Source organism: Streptomyces cellostaticus (assembly GCF_023630175.1).
Taxonomy (GTDB): domain Bacteria; phylum Actinomycetota; class Actinomycetes; order Streptomycetales; family Streptomycetaceae; genus Streptomyces; species Streptomyces cellostaticus_A.
In genome coordinates this window covers 1-21,454 of record NZ_JALLIN010000026.1, presented here as the reverse complement: position 1 = coordinate 21,454, position 21,454 = coordinate 1, and the positions used below count along the sequence as shown (strand labels likewise).

The window sequence follows — 21,454 nt, the reverse complement described above, 5'->3', positions numbered from 1 at the left end:
TGGGGCCGTGACGGGGGTGCTGAGCGGGTTCGCGGTGATCGCGGTCGTCATCGGGGTGGGCTATGTGCTCGGGTGGCGCGGCACGCTCGGTGAGCCGGGCCGTGACGTGCTGACCCGCCTCGCCTTCTCGGTGGCCGGACCGGCCCTGCTGTTCCGGACGCTGGCCCGGGCCGACCTCTCCGTGCTGTTCTCCAGCCGCCTGCTGGTGACGGCGCTGAGCACGGCCGCGGTCTCGGCGGCCTTCGTGGCGGTGGGCGCGCTGCGGCGCTGGGGCGTGGGCCGCACGACGATCGGCGCCCTGTGCGCGGGGTACGTCAACGCGGGCAACCTGGGTATCCCGATCGCCGCCTACGTCCTGGGCGACGCGTCCCTGGTCGCCCCGGTCCTGCTGTTCCAGGTCGTCATCGTCACGCCCGTCGCCCTGACCGTCCTGGACCTCACCGCCACCGGCGGGCGGGGCACGGTGTGGCAACGGCTGCTGACGCCGTTGCGCAACCCGATCGCGGTGGGCTCGCTCACCGGTGTGGCGGTGTCGGCGGCGGGCTGGGAGGTGCCGGGCCCGGTCATGGAGCCGCTCGCCATGATCGGCAACATGTCGGTCCCGGCGGCCCTGCTGGTCTTCGGCATGTCCCTGCGCGGCAGTGCGGCTCCCGGGCGGGGGCTCGACCGCGGGCCGGTGCTGCTGTCGGTGGCGCTGAAGTCGCTCGGCCAGCCGCTGGTGGCCTGGGTGCTGGCCCGCGGCGTCTTCGGCCTGCACGGCGCGCCCCTGCTGGACGTGGTCGTCACCTCGGCCCTGCCGGCCGCCCAGAACCTGTTCACCTACGCCGGCCGCTACCGGGTCGCGGAGACCCTGGCCCGCGAGTCGGTGCTGCTGTCGACGGTGGTCTCGGTGCCGGTACTGGTGGGGGTGGCGACGGTGCTGGGATGAGGGCGTGCCGTCAGCCGGCGGGGAACCCGCCGGTGCCGATGGTGATGTCGAACGGCTCCGTCACCGGTCCCGGCGTGCCGAACGGGACCGGTGGCCCTCCACCGGTCCCGTTCGCCCGAAAGGGCTGTCGCCGCAGGCCGCGGTCCCTGGTCAGGCGATGCGCTCCAGCACCACCGGCGACGGCGTGAAGGCCGTGCCCGGGGCCGCGATGTCGTACGCGCCCTCGACCGACTGGAGCGCGTACTCGAAGCGCTCGGGGGTGTCCGTGTGCAGGGTCAGCAGCGGCTGGCCCTCGGTCACCGTGTCGCCCGGCTTGGCGTGCATCTCCACGCCCGCGGCCGCCTGCACCGGGTCCTCCTTGCGGGCGCGGCCCGCACCGAGGCGCCAGGCGGCGACACCGATGCCGTAGGCGTCCAGCCGGGTCAGGACACCGGACGCGGAGGCCCTGATGACGTGCTGCTCCCTGGACGTGGGCAGCGGGGCGTCCGGGTCGCCGCCCTGGGCCGCGATCATCCGGCGCCACACGTCCATCGCCGAGCCGTCGGCCAGCGCCTTCGCGGGGTCGGCGTCCTTGACGCCGGCCGCGTCGAGCATCTCGCGGGCCAGGGCGACCGTCAGCTCGACCACGTCCGCCGGGCCGCCGCCCGCCAGGACCTCGACCGACTCGCGGACCTCGAGCCCGTTGCCCGCGGTGAGGCCGAGCGGGGTGGACATGTCCGTGAGCAGCGCGACCGTCCGCACGCCGTGGTCGGTGCCGAGGCCGACCATCGTGGAGGCCAGTTCACGGGCGTCCTCGATCGTCTTCATGAAGGCGCCGGAGCCCACCTTCACGTCCAGGACCAGGGAGCCGGTGCCCTCGGCGATCTTCTTGGACATGATGGAGGACGCGATCAGCGGGATCGCCTCGACCGTGCCGGTCACGTCCCGCAGGGCGTACAGCTTCTTGTCGGCCGGGGCCAGGCCGTCGCCGGCCGCGCAGATCACCGCGCCGGTGGTGTCGAGGACGTGCAGCATCTCCTCGTTGGACAGCAGCGCCCGCCAGCCGGGGATGGCCTCCAGCTTGTCCAGCGTGCCGCCGGTGTGGCCGAGGCCCCGGCCGGAGAGCTGCGGGACGGCGGCGCCGCACGCCGCGACCAGCGGGGCCAGCGGGAGCGTGATCTTGTCGCCGACGCCGCCCGTGGAGTGCTTGTCGGCCGTCGGGCGGGACAGCGAGGAGAAGTCCATGCGCTCGCCGGACGCGATCATGGCCGCGGTCCAGCGGGCGATCTCCCGGCGGTTCATCCCGTTCAGCAGGATCGCCATCGCGAGCGACGACATCTGCTCGTCGGCGACCTCGCCGCGGGTGTACGCGTCGATGACCCAGTCGATCTGCTCGTCGGTCAGCTCACCGCGGTCCCGCTTGGTACGGATGACGGAGATGGCGTCCATGGCCATGGCTATGGCTTCCTTCCGGGAGGTGCGAAGTGCACGGCCCCCCTGATCGGGTCAGGGGGGCCGTACGGGGAGTTACTTGGAGAGATGGCCCGGGCCGAAGGCCTGGGGCAGCATCTCGGAGAGCGGGAGGACGCCCTCGGGAGTGTCCAGCAGGAGGCCGGGGCCGCCGAACTCGTGGAGGAGCTGGCGGCAGCGGCCGCACGGCACCAGCAGGGCGCCCTCGCCGTCCACGCAGGTGAAGTGCGTGAGACGGCCGCCCCCCGTGCGCTGGAGCTGCGAGACGAGCCCGCACTCGGCGCACAGGCTGAGGCCGTAGGAGGCGTTCTCGACGTTGCAGCCGGTGACCGTACGCCCGTCGTCGACCAGGGCGGCCACGCCGACCGGGTAGCCCGAGTACGGGACGTAGGCGTGGGTCATGGCCTCCCGTGCCTCGGCGCGCAGCGGCTCCCAGTCGAAGCCCGCGTCCGGCGCGGCGGTCACTTGCCCTGTCCCTTCCGGTACCGCATGCCGTTCGCCTTGGGCATGCGCAGCCGCTGGGCGGAGAGCGAGAGCACCAGCAGCGTCACGACGTAGGGCGTGGCGCCCACGAAGTCGCTGGGGACCTCGTCGGTGAGCAGGTACCAGGCCAGGACGAGCCCGCCCACGATGAGGCTGACGGCGCCCTGCCAGAGGGCGGAGCGGTACAGCTTCCAGCCGGCCAGGACCACCAGCAGGACGACCAGCAGGAGCAGCAGCGCGTGCACGGTGGTGCCGCCGTTGCGGAGCTGCAGCGCGTCGGAGTAGCCGAACAGGCCGGCGCCCATGGCCAGACCACCGGGCCGCCAGTTGCCGAAGATCATCGCGGCGAGACCGATGTAGCCGCGCCCGCCGGTCTGGCCCTCCAGGTAGGTGTGGGAGGTGACCAGGGCCAGGAAGGCGCCACCGAGGCCGGCGAGACCGCCGGAGACGGCGACGGCCGCGTACTTGTAGCGGTAGACGTTGACGCCGAGCGACTCCGCGGCGGTGGGGTTCTCGCCGCAGGAGCGCAGCCGCAGCCCGAACGGGGTGCGCCACAGCACCCACCAGCTGGCGACGAACAGCACGGCGGCCAGGATCGTCACCACGGAGAGGTCGGTGATCAGCCCGCCGACGATGCCGGCGAGGTCGGACACCAGGAACCAGTGGTGCTTCTCGATCGAGGAGAGGGCGTCGGAGAGGCCGGGGACGGTGACCCGCGGCAGCGAGTCGACCGGCGGGGACTGCTTGGGGTTGCCGCCCGCCTCGGCCGGGGCGCCTTCGGCGAAGAACACCTTGGCCAGGTACTGGGTGGCGCCGAGCGCGAGCAGGTTGACGGCCACACCGGAGACGATGTGGTCGACACCGAAGGTGACCGTGGCGACGGCGTGCACCAGACCGCCGAGGACACCGAAGCCGACGCCGCACAGCAGGCCCAGCCAGGGGCTGGTCTGCCAGCCGATCCAGCCGGCGCCGAAGGTGCCGAGGATCATCATGCCCTCGAGGCCGATGTTGACCACGCCGGCCCGCTCGGACCACAGGCCCGCCAGTCCGGCCAGACCGATCGGCACGGCCAGGCTGAGGGCGGCGCCGACCTGTCCGGCGGAGTCGAGCTGGTTCGAGCCGGTGATCATGCGGACGGCGGCCAGGAGCAGCAGGGCGCCCGCGACGAGCAGCAGGATCTGGCCGGTGGAGCGGCCGGTGCGCTTGGCCGCGCCCGGCGCCTTGGGTGCCGCCGGCGGCGGCGTGTCTGTCATCGTGGCAGTCATCACGCCACCTCCTGCTTCTTCGTCGGAGCGGCGGCCTGGGCGGCGAGCTCGGCGCCGACCCGCTGCTGCTGGCGCTTGAGGCCGTAGCGGCGCACGACCTCGTAGGCGATCACGACGCAGAGGACGATGACGCCCTCGATGACGCCGAGGATCTCCTTGTCGTAGCCCTGGAACTCCAGGTGGTTGGTGGTGCGCTCCAGGAAGCCCCACAGCAGGGCGCCCAGCGCGATGCCGATCGGGTTGTTGCGGCCGAGCAGCGCGATGGCGATGCCGGTGAAGCCGATCCCGACGGGGAAGCTGTTGTCGTACTGGTGGCTCTCGTTGAGCAGGGTCGGCATACCGATCAGACCGGCCACCGCACCCGAGATGATCATGCTGGTGGCGACCATCTTCTTCACCGACACGCCGCTGGCGGAGGCCGCGCTCTCGGACTGGCCGACGGTGCGCAGGTCGAAGCCGAAGCGGGTGCGGCCGAGGATGAACCAATAGGCGAGGCCGACGAGCACCGCGACGACGATGAAGCCGTCCAGGACACCGGCCGGGCCGGTGTCGATGGTGAAGAAGTACGACGACTCGGGCAGCGGCTTGGTGGAGACCAGGGTGCCGCCCTGCTGGAGTTCGCCGAGCTTGCCGGGCTGGAGCAGGTAGCCGATGACCGCGGTGGCGATGGCGTTCAGCATGATGGTGGCGATGACCTCGCTGACGCCGCGGGTCACCTTCAGCACACCGGCGATGCCGGCCCACAGGGCACCGGTCGCCATGGCGCAGATGATGATCATCGGGATGGCGAGCCATCCGGGCACGGTCAGCGCGCCGCCGAGGACGGCGGCGAAGAACGCGGCGATCCGGTACTGGCCGTCGACGCCGATGTTGAACAGGTTCATGCGGAAGCCGACGGCCACCGCGACACCCGAGAGGTAGTAGGTCGTCGCCTTGTTGAGGATGTAGACCTGGCTGTCGCTGGCGAAACCGTAGGTCAGCATGTCGCTGAAGGCGGGGCCGGGGTTCTTGCCGGTCGCGAGGATCACCAGGGCGGTGACGACGAGCGCGGCCACGATCGCCAGCAGCGGCGCCGCGATTCCGAGGAGCAGCCGCTCCTTGTCGATCCGTGAGGTCAGCTTCTTCATCACGCGTCGTCCTCTGTGTGCTCCAGGTGGCCGGAGGCCGCACCCGTCATGGCGGAGCCCAGCTCCTCGGGGGTGATCGTGGCGGGGTCGGCGTCGGCGACCAGGCGGCCGCGGTACATCACCCGCAGGGTGTCGGAGAGCCCGATCAGCTCGTCCAGGTCGGCGGAGATCAGCAGCACGGCCAGGCCCTCGCGGCGGGCCTCGCGGATGTAGTCCCAGATCGCGGCCTGCGCGCCGACGTCCACGCCGCGGGTGGGGTGGGCGGCGATGAGCAGCTTGGGGTCGTGGCTCATCTCGCGGCCGACGATCAGCTTCTGCTGGTTGCCGCCGGACAGCGAGCCGGCGGTCACGTCGATGCCGGGCGTACGGACGTCGTACGCCTCGACGATGCGCTCGGTGTCGGTGCGGGCGGCCTTGATGTCGAGCAGTCCGCCGCGCGAGTTCGGCTTCTCGGTGACGTGGCCGAGGACGCGGTTCTCCCACAGCGGCGCTTCCAGGAGCAGGCCGTGGCGGTGGCGGTCCTCGGGGATGTAGCCGATGCCGGCCTCGCGCCGGTGGCGGGTGGCGACACGGGAGATGTCGGTGCCGTCGAGCGTGACCGACCCGGCGTCCGGTTGGCGCATGCCCATGATCGCCTCGACCAGCTCGGACTGGCCGTTGCCCTCGACGCCCGCGATGCCGAGGACCTCGCCCTTGTGGATGGTGAGGCCGATCTGGTCGAGGATGATCCGCTCGACGCCGTCGAGGTCGGTCTGCGCCAGGTGCAGCCCCTTCAGCTCGAGCATCGGGACGTCCGTGACGGTGGACTCCTGGGTCTCCGGAGTGGGCAGCTCGCTGCCGACCATCAGCTCGGCGAGCTGCTTGGGCGTGGTGCCCCGCGGCTCGACCGTGCCGACGGTGGTGCCGCGGCGGATGACGGTGATCTCGTCGGCGACGGAGAGCACCTCGCCCAGCTTGTGGGAGATGAAGATGACCGTGAGGCCCTCCGCCTTCAGCTCGCGCAGGTTGTCGAAGAGCGCGTCGACCTCCTGCGGCACGAGCACGGCGGTCGGCTCGTCCAGGATGAGGGTCCGGGCACCGCGGTAGAGGACCTTGAGGATCTCCACGCGCTGGCGGTCGGCGACGCCGAGCTCCTCCGTCAGCACGTCGGGGCGGACGTTGAGGCCGTACGCGTCCGAGATCTCCTTGATCCTGGCGCGCGCCTTGCCGCCGATGCCGTGCAGCTTCTCCGCGCCGAGCACGACGTTCTCGAGGACGGTGAGGTTGTCGGCGAGCATGAAGTGCTGGTGCACCATGCCGATGCCGCGGGCGATGGCGTCGCCGGGGTTGTGGAAGACCACCTGTTCGCCACCGACGGTGATGGTGCCCTCGTCCGGCTGCTGCATGCCGTAGAGGATCTTCATCAGGGTGGACTTGCCGGCACCGTTCTCACCGCACAGCGCGTGTACGGTGCCCGTGCGGACCGTGATGTCGATGTCGCGGTTGGCGACGACGCCGGGGAAACGCTTGGTGATGCCGCGCAGTTCGACGGCAGCGGGAGGGCTGGACGCGTTGATGGCGCACTCTCCTCGGGGAAAGGGGCTGCGTAGGGGAGGGCAGGCGTCGGCGACGCTAGCGCGGCAACTCCATGCTACACGCGTAGAGTTGACACATTGTTATGGCTCGGCGGGGGGCTCCGTCAGGCGCCCCCGCGCCGAGCCGGGGTCCGGCGGGACCCGTCAGGTCACGGGGTGGTCTTGACCTTGACGTCGCCGTCGGTGATCTTCTTCTTCGCCGTGTCCAGCTTGGCCTGGATGTCGTCGATGAAGCCGCCGCTGGTGGACAGGGAGACACCGTCCTTGGCGAGCGAGTAGCTGTTGGTGCCGGTCAGCGGCTTGCCGTCGTTGACGGACTTGACGAAGTCGTAGACGCCGACGTCCACGTTCTTGACCATCGAGGTCAGGATCGAGTTCTTGTACTTGGCCAGACCCGGGACGTTGTACTGGTCGGAGTCCACGCCGATGGCCCAGGCGCCCTTGACGCCGTTGACGGCCTCGATCGCGCCGTTGCCGGAGGAGCCGGCCGCCGAGTAGATCACGTCGGCGCCGTTGTCCAGCATGCCCTTGGCGGCCGCCTTGCCCTTGTCGGGGCTGGCGAAGCCGGAGGTGTCCGAGCCGTGGGACAGGTACTGGGTGTCGACCTTGACCTTGGGGTTGGTGTCCTTGACGCCCTGGACGTAACCCGCCTCGAACTTCTTGATCAGCGGGACGTCGACGCCGCCGATGAAGCCGACGTGGTCCTTCTTGGTCTTCAGCGCCGCGGCGACGCCGGCCAGGTAGGAGCCCTGCTCCTCGGTGAAGGTGATGCTGTCGACGTTCTTGGCGTCCACGACCGAGTCGACGATGCCGAAGCTGGTCTTCGGGTACTTCGCGGCGACCTTGGTCATGGAGGGCGCGTAGGCGTAACCGACGGCGATGATCGGGTTGTAACCCGCGTCCGCCAGGTCCGACAGGCGCTGCTCGCGGTCGGCCTCGGTGTCGGAGGTCTTGGCGGTCAGCTCCTTGATGGAGCCGCCGAACTCGTCCTTGGCCTTGTCGGCACCGCGCGCGGCGGAGTCGTTGAAGGAACGGTCACCGCGGCCGCCGACGTCGTAGGCGAGACCGATCTTGACGCCCTTGCCGCCGTCGGAGGAGGACGAGGAGGAGTTGTCGGAGGAGGTGCTGCCACACGCGGTGGCAGTCATGGCGAGTGCCGCGGACGCGACGACCGCAGCGGAAAGCTTGGCTACCCGGCGCACGGGAGGCTCCTTCACCTGACCTGAGCGCCATGTCGGCGCTTGATGTGAGCGCCGTGGCGGCGCTCGGGCCGAAACGCCCCGGCGGCGTCGGCTTCGCGGCATCGTAACGCGCGTAGATGTCGCAAAAAACCCCCTCACGAAGCCGTTATCTATTCGAGGCAAACACCTCCTGAACTCGGCGTACCGGACCTCTCACACGCCCGTTGCGCACAGTGCACGCTTGGCTTACGAGCGTGTTGCCCCGGGGCGGCCCGGCTGCTCCGGGTCCGCCCGTCGGCGGCCGGGACCGGCTACATGTCGTCGAGCAGGGCGGCGGCCGTGAACATCTCCACGCCGACCGTGATGGCGTGCTCGTCGGCGTCGAAGTCGCCCTGGTGCAGGTCCCGGACCATGCGGTCGCCGGGGGCCCGCACGCCCAGGCGGGCCATGGCGCCGGGCACGTTCTCCAGGTACCAGGAGAAGTCCTCCCCGCCGAGGCTCTGCTCGGTGCTCTCGACCGACTTCATACCGCGCCGGGCCACCATCGACCGGCGCAGCAGTTCGGCGGACTCCCGGTCGTTGACCACCGGCGGGACCCCTCGCACGTAGTTGATCTCCGACTTGGCGCGGTGCAGCGTGGCGATCTCGTCGATGGCCGCGTGCACGATGTCCGGAGCGTCCCGCCAGGCGTCCAGGTCCAGGCAGCGCACGGTGCCGGACAGCTCTGCGTGCTGCGGTACGACGTTCGGGGCATGGCCCGACTCGATCCGGCCCCAGGTGACGGCGAGCCCGGCGCGGGTGTCGACACGGCGGGCGACCAGCGCGGGCACGTCGATGGCGACACGGGCGGCCGCCGTGACCAGGTCGGTGGTCAGATGCGGCCGGGCGGTGTGGCCGCCGGGCCCGTCAAGGGCGACTTCCAGCCGGTCGCAGGCGCTGGTGATGGGCCCGTGCCGCAGTCCGATCCGGCCGGCCTCGACCTTCGGGTCGCAGTGCACGGCCAGGATCCGGCCCACGTTGTCGAGCGCCCCGTCCCCGATCGCGACGAGCGCGCCGCCGGGCAGTACCTCCTCGGCGGGCTGGAAGACCAGCCGCACCGGGCGGGACAGCAGCCCCTTGGTCTGCAGGTCGGCGAGGACGAGACCGGCGCCGAGCACCACGGCGGTGTGCACGTCGTGGCCGCAGGCGTGGGCCCGGTCGGGCACGGTGGACCGGTACGGGCAGTCGGTCTTGGTGTCCGGGATGGGCAGGGCGTCGATGTCGGCGCGCAGGGCGAGCATCGGCACGGTGGGCCGCTGCCCCTCGGGCAGACCGATGTCGCAGATGAGCCCGGTTCCGGTGGCGAGGACGCGGGGCCTGAGCCCGGCCTGCTCCAGCCGCTCCTTGATCGCGGCGGTCGTACGGAACTCCTGGTTGCCCAGCTCGGGATGCATGTGCAGGTCGCGGCGGAAGGCGACCAGTTCGGCGTGCAGGGACTCGCTGAGCACGCCGGGGAGCACGTCCCCGGGCAGTTCGGCCTCGGACTCTCGGGACATCAATTGCTTCACCCTCTGAAGGGTAGGACGCCCGCCCGGCCAACTGACCCCGGATCAACAAAAGTTCAGTCCGTTAGGGGAAGAAAAACTGACCGGCGGACGCATGGCGGCGGACTTCGACGGGTAAAACCCCTGTTTCCTCTCTCCACGCATACCATGCCGCACCACCGTCACGCTCCCCCAGTCCGCCGAGCGGACGCACGCGCGGGGGTGACGGGCCCCGCGGTGGCCGGTGGCGGACGCGCGGCGCCGGGCGGCCCCGGCCCCGGCGGTCACAGGCGGCGGACCAGCGGTGACCCGCCGGGACCGGGATCGCGGCGAGCGCTGCCGGGCTCGACCCGGCCGGTAGGGTGCGGCGCCGTGAGCGACGACTCGGACACGGACTTCCTGCGGGCCACCGCCTCCTCCTACGACGTGATCGCCAAGGACTACGCGGCCCGCCGTCCGCACGGCCTGTCCCACCCCCTCGAACGCTCGCTGATCAGCGCCTTCGCCGAGCTGGTCACGGCGAACGGCCCCGCCCCCGTCGCCGACCTCGGCAGCGGCCCCGGCGGCGTCACCGCACTCGTGCAGGGCCTGGGCGTCCCCGTCTTCGGCGTGGACGTCTCCCCCGCGATGGTGGCCCTGGCCCGGGAGGCCCACCCGGAGCTGCGCTTCCACGTGGGCTCGATGACGTCCCTGGACCTCCCGGACGCCACGCTGGGCGGCATCCTCGCCCTCCACTCCACGACCCACGTCCCGGACGGCCACCTCCCGGCCACCTTCGCCGGCTTCCGCCGCACCCTGGTCCCCGGCGGCCACGTGCTGCTCGCCTTCCGGACCGGCACCGAGCCCGGCGGCCTCCACCTGACCGAACGCTTCGGTCACGAGATCGACCTGCGGTACCACTGGCGTACGCCGGAGCGGATGGCATCCCTGCTCACGGCGGCGGGCCTGGACCTGGTGGCGACGGTGGTCCGCGAGCCCCGGGACGGGGAGACCCGGCCGCGAGCCTTCCTGCTGGCGCGCCGGCCCGGGTGAGGCCGCCGGGATGCCCCGGCCCCCGGCGGAACCGCCCCGGGGCCCGCCCCCGCCACACCTCATATCTTGCTCAGGGAACACGCGGACGCCCCCGGTCCGCCTCCCGGCCCTGCCATGATCGCGCCAGCCGACGGCCGCCATGCGGCCGCTACCTGGGAGAGCCGACATGCCCCTCCGGACCCGCGCGGGCCTGACCATCACGTGCACGCTGCTGCTCGTCCCCCTGGCGGGCTGCGCGGCGGGCCACGGCCACCCGTCCGGGCGGAGCCCGTCAGCGGCGGCGACCATCCCGCACCGCAGCCCGGCGCCCACGTTCCGGCGGCCCCCGGAGCTGGACATCGGCGAGACCCTGGCCGGCCGCCTGGGGGTGACCACGGGGAACGCGAGCATCGCCTTCGGCAAGGGCGGGAAGGGCGAGGCCCTGATCCTCGCGGTGCGCTGCCAGGGCGCGGGCCGCATGGAGATCGCCGTGCGGCCCGTCTACGTCGCCTTCCCGCTGAAGTGCCGCACCGGACGGCCGACCACCATCTACAACCAGGTGAACATCGGCGGCGCGGAGAACGGCGGCGTCGCCTCCGTCGAGGCCCCGTCATCCGTGCGCTGGGCGATGACCATCGGCCGGGGAGCGCCGGCACCGGAGGAGCCCCCGACGGCCGCGGCTGATTCGCCCTGACGGGCTTCGGGGTCAGGCGCCCTTCGGCTCGGCCTGCTGCATCCGCGGTCGGGGCTTCGCCACCAGGGCCGAAGCGAACCTCGCCCTCTTCGAGTACATCGACGGCTTCTACAACCCCCGCCGCATCCAGAAACGGCTCGGCTACCTCAGCCCCATCGAGTACGAGGAGAAGCACTACGCCAACCAGGGAACGACCGAACAAGTGAACCTGAAACCACGTCAACCCGCCCTGACCGGCTAGTCATCCGCTCCCGCGCAGCGGGGGAACCTCAGGAGGGAGGACGAGGTCGAAGCCGGGTAGGGCCGGGACGCTCCGGCCGTGGAGCATGAGAACCGGCTTACTGATCGTTTCAGAAAGACGCCGGGCGTGTGCTCCGTCAGGCGGATTTCGTGTCCCGGCGATAGGCGGCGAGGAAGACCCGTACTGCTTCGTCGGCGTAGTGGTCTAGTTCGGCGCGGGTGAAGTATTCGCCAGAGCCGCAGAACATGACCTTGTTGACCGGGATCGAGGTGATGAGCCACGTGAGGTGGTTGGCCGCGAGCACCGGGTCGTCCAGAGTCAGCAGGTTGCGGTCGGCGAGCTGTCCGAAGCTTTCGGCGAGCAGGGCGTGGACGCGCTCAGGGCCGCGTTCGTAGTACGTGCGCCCGAGTTCGGGGAATCGGTCGGCCTCGGCGATGACCAGCCTTCGCAGTTGGAGCAGGCGGGGCTGAGTGAGGATGGTGACGAACTGCCGGGCGAGTGCCGTGAGGTCCTTCTCCAGGTCCTGCGTGCCGGCCAGTGAACCGGTGACGTCGCTGAAGAGTTCGTCGATGCGGTCGAGCCCGCCATGGATGATCTCGGTGAACAGCCGTTGCTTGTCGGCGAAGTTCTTGTAGACGGTCTGCTTGGACACCGAGGCCAGGGCGGCGACCTCGTCCATGCTCGTGCCCAGGTACCCCTTGTTCAGGAACACCGTGGTGGCTGCTTCCAGGATCGCCTGTCGCTTGAGGGCCGAGCGGCCTCCTGCGTTCGTCTCCATGTTCCTCCCTGCTTCCATACGAGAACAGTACTGGACCGACCAGTACTCGAATGGGTACTGTACCGTCCAGTTCCCACGAGGCAGGTGTGTGACCTGCCGGTATGAGCGGAGACAGATCCCATGGACAAGGTGTTCTCGCACGACGGCACTGCCATCGCCTACGAACGGACCGGGCGGGGACCGACCCTGGTGCTCGTCGGAGGCGCCTTTCAGCGGCGCGGTGACTTCGGGGCACTTCCCGACCTGCTCGCCGGGCATTTCAGTGTCATCACCTACGACCGCCGCGGCCGGGGCGACAGCGGTGACACCGCCCCGTACGACGTCCAGCGCGAGGTCGAAGACCTGGACGCACTGATCCGGCTCGCCGGTGGAACCGCGTTCGTCCACGGCATGTCCTCCGGAGCCGTCCTGGCGCTGGAAACAGCGGTCCGGGGCAGCGCGGTCTCCCGGCTCTCGGTGTACGAGCCGCCATTCGTCGTCGACGACAGCCGCTCGCCGCTTCCCGCGGACTACCTCGAACACCTGGGCGCGCTCGTGAAGGACGACGCGCGCGGCGACGCGGTCGCCTACTTCCTGACCCGGGCCGTCGGTGTCCCGGACGATGCGGTGGCCGGGATGCGTCATGCGCCGTTCTGGGCGGATATGGAGGCCGTCGCCCACACCCTTCCCTACGACGGCGCGGTCATGGGCGACACCATGTCCGGGCGCCCGCTGCCGACGGGGCGATGGAACACCCTGGCCGACCGGCTCCTCGTACTGGACGGCGGCGCGAGCGACAGCTGGATCCGCAACGGCGCCCGCGCCCTGCCCGGCCTGCACCGCACGCTCGACGGCCAGGACCACGGCGTCGACCCGCACGTCCTCGCCCCCGCCCTGATCGACTTCTTCACCACCGGGGAGATGGCATGAGCAAGGTCTTCGCCAGCCTGGGCATGTCCCTGGACGGCTTCATCGCCGGCCCGAACGCAGGCCCGGACAACCCCCTCGGAGACGGCGGACTCCGCATCCACGAATGGGTCGAGAACATCGAGTCCTGGCGGGAACGCCAGAGCATGGCAGGCGGCCAGAGCAACGCGGACGACGAGATCGTGCGCGCGAACTTCAACCGCGCCGGGGCGTACGTCATGGGGCGCCGCCTGTTCGACGAGGGCGAGCGGGGATGGCCTGACCCGCCGCCGTTCCGTGCCCCGGTCTTCGTCCTGACCACCACGCCCCGGGAACCCTGGGTCCGCCAAGGCGGCACCACCTTCACCTTCGTCACCGAAGGCATCGAATCCGCCCTGGCCCAGGCCCGTGAGGCCGCAGCCGGCAAGGACGTGCAGATCTCCGGCGGCGCCCACACCGTGCGCCAGTACCTCGAGGCCGGCCTGGTCGACGAACTCCAGATCCACCTGGCGCCCATCGTGCTGGGCAAGGGAGTCCGTCTCTTCAACGACGTCTCGCCCGACCTTGCCCTCGAACCCACCCGCGCGATCCACTCGCCCGGCGTCACCCACCTGACATACCAGGTTGTGCGGCCCTGACCGCGCGGAGGCGCCTCAAACAAACGATGCTGCAAGCAAGTTCGAGCAGGCCCTGACGCAGATCGGCTCGCACTTCGTATCGGATGCGCAGGCGCTTGAACTGGTGCAACCAGGAAAAAGTACGCTCGACCACCCACCGGGTCTTGCCCAAACCAGAGCCATGCGGGGCACCACGTCGGGCGATCTCCGGGGTGATTCCCCGACTGCGCAGAAGTCGACGGTACTTGTCGAAGTCGTAACCGCGGTCGGCGAACAGACGACGGGGACGGTGACGGGGACGACCGCGCAGACCGCGGATGTGGGGAACGGCATCGAGCAACGGCACCAGCTGGGTGACGTCGTGCCGGTTCCCTCCGGTCAGCGACACTGCGAGAGGAGTGCCGCGCCGATCAACGATCACATGGTGCTTGCTGCCAGAACGGCCTCGGTCGACCGGCGATGGCCCGGTGCGGAGCCCCCTTTGAGTGCCCGGACATGCGAGCCGTCAATAGCGCAGTCGTCCATCTCCAGCAGACCCGCTGCCCGCAGTCCGGTCAGCAGCGCGGCGTGCAGCTGGGGCCAGAGGCCGGCCTCAGTCCAGTCCCGCAGGCGGCGCCAGGCCGTGACACCTGAGCAGCCCACTACCTGGCGTGGCACATCACGCCAGGCCACTCCGGTCCGCAGGACGTAGATGATGCCCCCCCCAATGCAGTGCGATCGGGTATCCGATGCCGACCCGTGTGTCGGCGTCGCCGCTCCGGAGGCGGCGGTAACAGGGCAGCGACACGCGTCCACAGGTCATCAGGCACAAGATCCCTACTCACGCGTGGAAGCGTGCCAGAGACAGGTGGCCGAGGTGAGCGGCTCACGCAGATCCGTCACCACCTCGACTGGCCCTCCCAGGCGCTGACAGCCTGATTCTGAAACGATCAGTCAGGGGTGCCGCTGGATCCGGCGGCCCTGTATTCCCGTACGAAGAGCTCGATGTCCTCGCCGGAATTCGCCGGGATGGTCGATTTGTGCTTGACCCTGTGGTCGACGGGAGTCAGTTGCGCCATGGTTGCCTCCGATGACTGTTCACCTTGAGGAACGGTTGTTCCCGTGAGCGGTCAGCATCTCCGCCGCCTCCAGGTCATACCGGCAGCCGTGACGGCGGGGGCGCACGGATAGTGACTGATTGGTTGGGCGCCTTCCTCCGATCGGCGGGGTGCACCCGGGGGAGCACGCCGACGACCGGACTCCAGTCCCAGGAACCTGCTGCCTACGACGCCCCCACCGTCCTCAACCACGCCACAGTCCGCACTCCTCGACACGCTTCCCCCAGCTCTCGTGAGAAACCACACCACCGAGAGCCCTCACCAGCGCATCCCCAACTGGTCCAAGGCCGCGCGGCGTTCTGGGCTCAGCTTCGCGGCCCGGCGCCGGGCGTTGGCTGCGAATGACCCGAGTCCCAGCAGCTCGCCGTTGACTTCCTCGCGGTGCTGGCGAGGCACCGTCAAGTGCCCCTCGCGGGCGTGGAACTGCTGTGCTGCGGCCATGTTCCGCTCCCACAACTCATCCTGGGACCGCCGTACTGGTACTGGGCGCAGGGTCTCGTCTTCGCTCGCGGGTTCGATGCCGATGGTCTCCAGGAGGTACTGCTGTGCCGGCATCAGCCGATCCCACGCGCCCCGCTGCCCGGCGATCCAGGCTCCGAGGTCCTCGCCCTGCACGATCACCTCGCCCGCCCGGGCCGGGAGCGCGCCGCCGGCCTTCACGCACGCGACCGTTGTACCAACGGGTCCGGTTGTAGGCGAGAGTGAGTGTGGTTCCCGCTCTTCGTCGATAGATCTCCGCGGACTTCGACTTGACCCGGAGGTGGAGGAGAGAGGAAATCGGAGTCCCGTGGGACATCCGGGTCGAGATGAGTCCGATCGCCTTGACGTCGATGAATCCGAGCGCAGGGCGAGGGTGCCGGCGTACTCACCGCGGGCCGACTCAGCTCTTCGAGGAGATGCTCTCTTCTCAGTGCCGCGACAGGATCTCAGCCGTCTGGGAGCACCGGTCGTTCCGGCTTTGACTTCTCGATTGGAGTGGCCGCCTTGAAGCCGCGCTGTGCGCCGAACCATGACGGTGCGGCATGGGACAGGGCGTGTGACATGAGCGTGCGGAGGATCCAGCCGTGTCCGTGGCCGCTGTCCCGCGTGGCTTGGTCCCAGCCGGACGGGTTGTCGAGTTTATCCTCCAGCCAGTGCCGGAAGAATGCGACAGGAATGTGGACCAGACCCACGGTGCGGTCGTGGTCATAGGCTTCGACGCCACTGCCCCGTGGCCGTGCACCCTTGGCCCTCTTCGAGGGCCGAGCACCGCTCCGGTCGACACTCCAGTCGACGGTGTCGAGGTTCACCACGGTTGGTGACTCGAGCTTCAGGTCGCTGCCGAGCATTGCCTGTTGGTGATCTCCATAAGAGGTGTAGACGAAAATCCGAGCATCGCGATTGATCTTCTTCTTCCATAGGGCTGCCTTCTCGAGAAGGGCCTTAAATCGCACCAAACGGATTCTCGCATCCTTTTCGTCGAGATTTGGGTCGAAAAGGTTGATCTGTGAGAGATGCCTACGGAAGAACGGCGTGTCACTAACAGTGAGAAGCAGTTTCTCCACGCGATCTCCGCTGTGACTGTAGCCGGACAGCATTACCTCACCGAAGTCAACGAAGCCGTCCACATCGGGACTTCCGGCGATTTTCCGGGAAGCAAAGATAATCACGTCCTGGACTGCGCGGGCCAGGGCCTCGGCCGTGAGAAGGTCGTCGAAGTTGCCACCCCGCGTGGACGCCACCGGAACTACGTAGATTACGTTCGGCTCCAACCGGTCCGACGCCAGCAAATGCTGGGCCACCGCCCGGAAGCCCGTATCGCCCGTGCAGAGATAGCGCTCACCGAGCTGGACGTAAGGCTGCTGCCCTTTGAATCCCGAATCGACACAGTACCTGTCTTTTCCGTCGATGCCGCAGGTGCCGGTCCAGTACGTGGATTCGGTATAACACTCTCGATACGTGGGCGGATGGAACAGGAAATGCACATTGACTTTTTCCGGGGTTCGGCCCTTCAGGTGCAGCGCGGCGGTCCGCGAAACCCACATGAGGAAGAGCTGGGTGCCCTTCTCCCGTTCCGCGACGAGCACGGTCCCGTGCTCGTCCGCCAGCCCGCCCGGGATGTCGGTGTACTCAACCATCCGGACGTTGAGACCATCGGGTTTGCCCGCATCCAGTACGCGCCGCCCCGGCACGTCGATGGCGCGGTCCCGGTGGAACATGAGCGGCAGCAGGAGATCGGTGTCGGTTGTGCCATCAGGCTTGAGGACACTGTAGCCGGGGCCCTGGAGTGGCTGAAACCGGGCGAATGCGTCAGTCATCATCAGGCTGGTAACCTTACTCACCGCATGTCCTGGGACGCCATTATCGTTTGCGCTGCTGCCCCTTCTGCCGGCGCTACGCCGATAATTACGCTATTTGAGGGGCCGGGATCTTTCGTCGATAATTCGACTAAGCGGCGCGATCGAGGCCAGGGCAATGATGTGCCTCCGTGGTCTGCTGACGCCTTTCGTCGCCAACGTTCTTCCTGCACGAGCTCGAGCGCACGTCGTGTTCACAGCTGCTGGCCCGTCTTGGGGTCGTACTTGACACTGACGGCGACGACTTGGTCGGTCGGGAGCACCTCGACCCACTGATCGAAGATCTGATAGGGCTCCGCGGGCCGGAAGCCGCCAGCCAGGGGATCGAACCCGTTCTCGAAGACCTTATCGGCGGCGAGCGTCGTGTCGAACTTCTCCTGGGCAAGGGACCGCAGCTGCGTGGCGAGGAGGTCCAGAACCTGCCCGACCGTCTTGCCCTGGTAGTCGTCAGGGTCGTCCAGCTGCTTTGTGTACGTCTTGCCGAGGCCGGCTTCTCCTTCGACCTTCTTCAGCCATGCGAGCGCTGTCTGTTCTTGGCCGGGCCGGACGGGCAAGACCACTTTGGCCCAGGCGGCGTTCAGGAATTCATTGCGGCGCTCGTCAGCGTCAATCTGGATCAGCCAGCCCAATGAACTTCCGAGGGGTGCCGGCACGGTCTCCTCGGAGATCAGGTAGTCGACCCGCCACTCTTCCTGCGATGTCGCCGCGCCACTGGGGGGCGCGTAGGAATCCGCCCGGGTGTACCACCCCGCGACGGTCTGGCCGGCCAGAGGCGGCAGCGTGACGCCGGGTGCGGGTTGCGGGATGGCGCGTACGGGATACCTGCCGGTGCTCTGAGCGGAGGGCATGGGCGCGTTCACCGCGCCGGCGCGCCAGAAGTCGGGGGCGACGAAGTACAGCATCTCGTCGACGTCGAAGAACTTCTGGATCTCCTGCGCCTCCAGGTACGGCGTGTTGTTGTTGGGCGTGGGATAAATTCCCTCCGGCAGCTGCTTGATCAGTTTCCGGAACACGCATCGCCGCTCCTCGTTGCGCAGGTCCTCGGAGGAGCGGAGGCGCATCGAGCTGATCAGGCGCAGCCGCTCACGGACGGCCTGGCCGTACGCCTCGTGCTGGAGCCGGTCGACCTCCTTCTGGTATTCGGCCTGTGTCGCGTCGTTGAGTGCCTTGACCTTATCCTTAGCTTCTTGCGTCGGCTCGTAGAGGAGCGTGACGTCGAATGGCAAGGATTTGCGTCCCTGGAAGTTGGCGTACGTCATTTTCACGTTGAGCGTGTGGGGGTTCGTTGACGTATCCACTGTGAACGGTGCGAACTCGACCTGGGCGCCGTGTTTGTCCAGGGAATGCACTTTGCTGAAGCTGTAGCCCTCCGGAACGGGTGGCAGCGGCTTGGGGAAGCAGAACTGGATGATGTCGTCCTTCCCCGGGAGGAAGTCGGGAGTATCGTGCAGTCCCCGGCAATCGTTGCCCGGCTCGGGCTGATAGGTTTCCTCGGCCTCGTCGTCCGGGCCCTGGTCGTGCTTGAAAGAGATTTCGAAGTGGTAGGGCACTTCCTTGCTCGCCGGGTCCGGGATCTTCTCCGGCTTCTGGATCGAGCTGAGGTCAGGCGCGGGAACGACGTGCACCATGTCCCCCAGGCCGAGTTCCCTGCCGGGATCCATCAGGTGGATCTGCCAGCACAGGCGTGTTCCGACGTGTTGCAGCTGGATGCCGACCTTGCGCATCTTGCGCCGCATCTCGTAGTTCACCAGCTCGGGGGTCGTGTTCTGCAGGACGTAGCGGCGGCTCGACGTATCGGTGGTCTCCGTCACCGTCCGGAACGTCGTCTTGAAGTTCCGCTTGATCTCGCTGGTGACCTTGGAGGTCTGTGTGCGGGCGCGCTTGTGCGCCGTCTCGCCACCCCGCTTGACGGTGTTCTGGGTACTGAAACTGAGACTGGCGTCGGCATGGTAAATCTTCGCGTTCACCCCACCGGTGGCGCTGACGCCGAGTTTCGTGTCGTTGGTGTTTTCCTCTTTGACAGCGTCCGAGACGTCTGTCTGATCGGTGAGGCTCTCCTCGCTCTTGCGGGAGACCTCCTCTGACTGCTCCACCACCTTCTCGACCAAGGTGCGCCGCGTGCTGCTCTCCACCACCTCGACGGTGCCTCCCGGGCTGACCCAGATGTGACCCGAGGGGGCGCCCAAGAAGCTGTCGAACTCGAAGAAGTACTCGCGGAAGAGGTTGACCAACCCCACCGGCGACAGTGCTCCCCCCGCGCCGGCGCTGTAGCGGTCGGCCAGGGCCTTCAGACCAGGCTGGCTGAGCGTGAGGGCGTCGCTCCCGCGGAAATTCGCAAAGGTGAGATTGCCAATGTCGGACGACGGGGGGTAGATCGGTTTCGCAGACAGTCCGGCCGTCGCCCCCACCCACCCGGACAGCGGCTGGTAGACGCCGAACAGTTCACTGTCGTAGGGCAGCGCCCCTGCGAAGTTGTAGACCGGCTGTCCAGTGAACGCGGGGGCGCCGGCGGCGGGCATGACCAGACGCTGGGAAGGGCCGGCCTCGCCACCGTCGGGAATGGCCTGGTACTGGACTTCCACCAGGTCGTTTCCGGGGGTGGCTTTGAAGAGCTGGACCAGGCCGCTGGATGTCTGCGCCGTGGCGACGAACGCGATCACCACGCTGCCGGCCGCGCTGGCCCGGGCCGCGACATACTGGCGTGCCCCGTCCGGGCTCCGCCACACGAGAGTCCCGTTCAGGGCGTCCACGCCGGGATAGGCGCTGGGGTCCACCACCGTGACGCTGCCAGGGAAGGCCATGGTCATCCGGCGTCCGGTGACGATCTCCGTGTTGGAGCCCTCCACCTTGTACGACCAGATCCGATATGCACCGCCGCTGTTCGCCACAGGAAGGGATGACGTGCCCTGGAATGTGACCGTGTACGTCATCGAGACGCTCCTCAGCTCGCCGTATCTCCGGAGTCATACTCGCCTGGCATACGGGGCGCGGCGCGCTGAGAGCCAGTCGGCCACGCGAATGGCGGGCCGATCGGGTGACGGCGCCCCTCGTCGGATCGCTGCACGGCGCGCGAGGTATACGGATGGGACGATGTCTCATCAGCTACGGCTACGGGAGGTGCACGCGTGAACGTCTATCTCGTCGAGTATTCGACACCCAAAACCCCGCCCCTGAGGGAACGCAAGGTGGAGGCAGACGACTTCGCGGTGAGAGACGCGTTCGTGGAGTTCACTACTGCCGACGGCAAGAAAGTGTTCAGTGTCCGCGCCGAGACCGTTGTGACCATCGCCAAGATGCCCCCGGCACCGCCGACGTAAAAATGCGCAAACCAGGATCTGTAGCTCTTCTGGAGTGAAGGACGTGGGTCAGGCGGGCAGCCGGTAAGTCGTCAGCGCCTGCTCCCCGCACCCGCGGGGATGGTCCCGAGACCAGGGCCAGGACTGTGGCGGTGCCGACCTGATCCCCGCACCCGCGGGGATGATCCCCAATGCGCACGGCCGCTGCCCGCGCCCGCTGGCGGCGCCGACGGGCGAGGGAGCGAAGCGCCGGCCGCAGCCGCCACCTCCGCCTCGCTCACCCCTGCCAGCGCCTCCCTCACCCGATCGAGCGCCTCGCTCACGTCAGCGCGAGTGACCACTCGAAGCCGGCGCCGGACCTGCGTTCTTGCCCGCCAGAGGCAGCAGCTTGTTGCTGGCCGGGCTGATCTGTATGGCCGTGCCCGTCAGACGGCGAATCTGTGCCGATTAGAGCGCTGTCATGCGTCACGTGCCTTCTTGTCTATACGTCCTTAGGCTCGGCCTGCTGAACGACCTCGAAGGACCACAGAGTCGAACCCGATGCCGCCGGCTTCGGCTTCTCACCGCTCTCCCCGCCACCGCCCTGGTGCGCTGCCTTCATGGGGCCCTCAAGCCAGGCCTGGAAGGACTCCTCATCACGCCACCGCGTGTAGACGAGGTAGTTGTCGGTGCCCTCAACCGGGCGGAGAAGTTCGAACCACTCGAAGCCGTCGGAGTTCTCCACGGCGTGGGCCCGCGACGCGAACCGCTTCTCCAGTGTCTCCCGCTGCTCGGCGGGGACGGTCAGCACGTTGATCTTCACTACGCTCATGCCCCCATCCTGCCCCGCGCCCGCGCCGCCCGCCCACTCCCCCGGCGAACCGCACCGCCGTGCCCCCCGGCGTGCATCGCCCGCCGGGCCCGGACTTCGAGCGGGCCCGCTTCGGTGCGGGCGGTCACCCGGTCGCGGACGGCGTCGGGCACCCCGGT

General features: G+C 68.8%; 19 protein-coding genes and 1 pseudogene. 7 read left to right on the top strand and 13 right to left on the bottom strand.

Going from position 1 to position 21,454, the window contains the following annotated elements:
* Positions 1 to 7 precede the first annotated feature (7 nt).
* Positions 8 to 928 (top strand): AEC family transporter, encoded by a 921-nt coding sequence (locus MXD57_RS17965; RefSeq protein ID WP_250402453.1) that lies wholly within the window; start codon positions 8 to 10, stop codon positions 926 to 928.
* A gap of 150 nt (positions 929 to 1,078) precedes the next feature.
* On the opposite strand, the gene MXD57_RS17960 is transcribed toward MXD57_RS17965, so the two are convergent.
* The 7 genes from MXD57_RS17960 to MXD57_RS17930 form a co-directional block, all read right to left on the bottom strand.
* On the bottom strand, positions 1,079 to 2,362 hold the full coding sequence (locus tag MXD57_RS17960) for a thymidine phosphorylase (protein ID WP_250402452.1): 1,284 nt from the start codon (positions 2,360 to 2,362) through the stop codon (positions 1,079 to 1,081).
* A 72-nt stretch (positions 2,363 to 2,434) separates the two neighbouring features.
* Positions 2,435 to 2,842 carry a cytidine deaminase gene (locus MXD57_RS17955; RefSeq protein ID WP_308290815.1) on the bottom strand — a complete coding sequence of 136 codons (408 nt, stop codon included), beginning with the start codon at positions 2,840 to 2,842 and terminating at the stop codon, positions 2,435 to 2,437.
* Positions 2,839 to 4,125, bottom strand: coding sequence for an ABC transporter permease (locus tag MXD57_RS17950; protein ID WP_250402451.1), 1,287 nt, complete (start codon positions 4,123 to 4,125; stop codon positions 2,839 to 2,841). Before MXD57_RS17950 ends, MXD57_RS17955 begins: the two co-directional genes overlap by 4 nt.
* A complete protein-coding gene (locus tag MXD57_RS17945; RefSeq protein ID WP_250402450.1) occupies positions 4,125 to 5,252 on the bottom strand; it encodes an ABC transporter permease in 1,128 nt (375 codons plus the stop codon). The genes MXD57_RS17950 and MXD57_RS17945 overlap by 1 nt, the downstream gene beginning before the upstream one ends.
* The gene (locus MXD57_RS17940) at positions 5,252 to 6,775 is read right to left on the bottom strand and encodes an ABC transporter ATP-binding protein (protein ID WP_284505748.1); all 1,524 of its coding nucleotides are present in this window, start codon (positions 6,773 to 6,775) and stop codon (positions 5,252 to 5,254) included. The genes MXD57_RS17945 and MXD57_RS17940 overlap by 1 nt, the downstream gene beginning before the upstream one ends.
* Before the next feature lie 200 nt (positions 6,776 to 6,975).
* On the bottom strand, positions 6,976 to 8,028 hold the full coding sequence (locus tag MXD57_RS17935; protein ID WP_250402448.1) for a BMP family lipoprotein: 1,053 nt from the start codon (positions 8,026 to 8,028) through the stop codon (positions 6,976 to 6,978).
* Between the two features lie 290 nt (positions 8,029 to 8,318).
* Positions 8,319 to 9,542, bottom strand: coding sequence for an amidohydrolase (locus MXD57_RS17930; RefSeq protein WP_250402447.1), 1,224 nt, complete (start codon positions 9,540 to 9,542; stop codon positions 8,319 to 8,321).
* Between the two features lie 360 nt (positions 9,543 to 9,902).
* Here MXD57_RS17930 and MXD57_RS17925 point away from each other — a divergent pair, with 360 nt between their 5' ends.
* The 3 genes from MXD57_RS17925 (at position 9,903) to MXD57_RS17915 (ending at position 11,476) form a co-directional block, all read left to right on the top strand.
* A complete protein-coding gene (locus MXD57_RS17925) occupies positions 9,903 to 10,562 on the top strand; it encodes a class I SAM-dependent DNA methyltransferase (protein WP_250402446.1) in 660 nt (219 codons plus the stop codon).
* A gap of 166 nt (positions 10,563 to 10,728) precedes the next feature.
* The gene (locus MXD57_RS17920) at positions 10,729 to 11,235 is read left to right on the top strand and encodes a hypothetical protein (RefSeq protein WP_250402445.1); all 507 of its coding nucleotides are present in this window, start codon (positions 10,729 to 10,731) and stop codon (positions 11,233 to 11,235) included.
* Positions 11,222 to 11,476 carry an IS3 family transposase gene (locus tag MXD57_RS17915; protein WP_284505745.1) on the top strand — a complete coding sequence of 85 codons (255 nt, stop codon included), beginning with the start codon at positions 11,222 to 11,224 and terminating at the stop codon, positions 11,474 to 11,476. Before MXD57_RS17920 ends, MXD57_RS17915 begins: the two co-directional genes overlap by 14 nt.
* A gap of 136 nt (positions 11,477 to 11,612) precedes the next feature.
* Here the strand turns inward: MXD57_RS17915 and MXD57_RS17910 are convergent, their stop codons facing one another.
* A complete protein-coding gene (locus MXD57_RS17910; protein WP_250402444.1) occupies positions 11,613 to 12,254 on the bottom strand; it encodes a TetR/AcrR family transcriptional regulator in 642 nt (213 codons plus the stop codon).
* A 120-nt stretch (positions 12,255 to 12,374) separates the two neighbouring features.
* On the opposite strand from MXD57_RS17910, the gene MXD57_RS17905 reads away from it, so the two are divergent.
* Both MXD57_RS17905 and MXD57_RS17900 read left to right on the top strand, forming a co-directional pair.
* Entirely contained in the window at positions 12,375 to 13,163 is a 789-nt protein-coding gene (locus MXD57_RS17905) for an alpha/beta fold hydrolase (protein ID WP_250402443.1), read from the top strand.
* Positions 13,160 to 13,777: a dihydrofolate reductase family protein gene (locus MXD57_RS17900; protein ID WP_250402442.1), complete on the top strand. Its 618-nt coding sequence runs from the start codon at positions 13,160 to 13,162 to the stop codon at positions 13,775 to 13,777. The genes MXD57_RS17905 and MXD57_RS17900 overlap by 4 nt, the downstream gene beginning before the upstream one ends.
* Here the strand turns inward: MXD57_RS17900 and MXD57_RS17895 are convergent.
* The 4 genes and pseudogenes from MXD57_RS17895 to MXD57_RS17880 form a co-directional block, all read right to left on the bottom strand.
* Positions 13,743 to 14,580, bottom strand: a pseudogene (locus MXD57_RS17895) (IS5 family transposase). The gene MXD57_RS17900 and the pseudogene MXD57_RS17895 overlap by 35 nt on opposite strands.
* 531 nt (positions 14,581 to 15,111) lie before the next feature.
* A complete protein-coding gene (locus MXD57_RS17890; protein WP_250402441.1) occupies positions 15,112 to 15,513 on the bottom strand; it encodes a helicase associated domain-containing protein in 402 nt (133 codons plus the stop codon).
* A 266-nt stretch (positions 15,514 to 15,779) separates the two neighbouring features.
* Positions 15,780 to 17,174: a hypothetical protein gene (locus MXD57_RS17885; protein ID WP_250402440.1), complete on the bottom strand. Its 1,395-nt coding sequence runs from the start codon at positions 17,172 to 17,174 to the stop codon at positions 15,780 to 15,782.
* Between the two features lie 209 nt (positions 17,175 to 17,383).
* Positions 17,384 to 20,119: a hypothetical protein gene (locus tag MXD57_RS17880; RefSeq protein ID WP_250402439.1), complete on the bottom strand. Its 2,736-nt coding sequence runs from the start codon at positions 20,117 to 20,119 to the stop codon at positions 17,384 to 17,386.
* A 195-nt stretch (positions 20,120 to 20,314) separates the two neighbouring features.
* Between MXD57_RS17880 and MXD57_RS17875 the strand changes: the two genes are divergently transcribed.
* Positions 20,315 to 20,506 (top strand): hypothetical protein, encoded by a 192-nt coding sequence (locus tag MXD57_RS17875; RefSeq protein WP_250402437.1) that lies wholly within the window; start codon positions 20,315 to 20,317, stop codon positions 20,504 to 20,506.
* A 460-nt stretch (positions 20,507 to 20,966) separates the two neighbouring features.
* Here MXD57_RS17875 and MXD57_RS17870 read toward each other — a convergent pair whose 3' ends face one another.
* On the bottom strand, positions 20,967 to 21,296 hold the full coding sequence (locus MXD57_RS17870; RefSeq protein ID WP_250402436.1) for an antibiotic biosynthesis monooxygenase family protein: 330 nt from the start codon (positions 21,294 to 21,296) through the stop codon (positions 20,967 to 20,969).
* Between the last annotated feature and the right edge of the window lie 158 nt (positions 21,297 to 21,454).

Coding starts and splice junctions, on each gene's coding strand:
- MXD57_RS17900 (WP_250402442.1), top strand. CDS start 13,160: ATGAGCAAGGTCTTCGCCAGCCTGGGCATGTCCCTGGACGGCTTCATC.
- MXD57_RS17910 (WP_250402444.1), bottom strand. CDS start 12,254: ATGGAGACGAACGCAGGAGGCCGCTCGGCCCTCAAGCGACAGGCGATC.
- MXD57_RS17920 (WP_250402445.1), top strand. CDS start 10,729: ATGCCCCTCCGGACCCGCGCGGGCCTGACCATCACGTGCACGCTGCTG.
- MXD57_RS17960 (WP_250402452.1), bottom strand. CDS start 2,362: ATGGCCATGGACGCCATCTCCGTCATCCGTACCAAGCGGGACCGCGGT.
- MXD57_RS17930 (WP_250402447.1), bottom strand. CDS start 9,542: ATGTCCCGAGAGTCCGAGGCCGAACTGCCCGGGGACGTGCTCCCCGGC.
- MXD57_RS17945 (WP_250402450.1), bottom strand. CDS start 5,252: ATGAAGAAGCTGACCTCACGGATCGACAAGGAGCGGCTGCTCCTCGGA.
- MXD57_RS17950 (WP_250402451.1), bottom strand. CDS start 4,125: ATGACTGCCACGATGACAGACACGCCGCCGCCGGCGGCACCCAAGGCG.
- MXD57_RS17905 (WP_250402443.1), top strand. CDS start 12,375: ATGGACAAGGTGTTCTCGCACGACGGCACTGCCATCGCCTACGAACGG.
- MXD57_RS17870 (WP_250402436.1), bottom strand. CDS start 21,296: ATGAGCGTAGTGAAGATCAACGTGCTGACCGTCCCCGCCGAGCAGCGG.
- MXD57_RS17880 (WP_250402439.1), bottom strand. CDS start 20,119: ATGACGTACACGGTCACATTCCAGGGCACGTCATCCCTTCCTGTGGCG.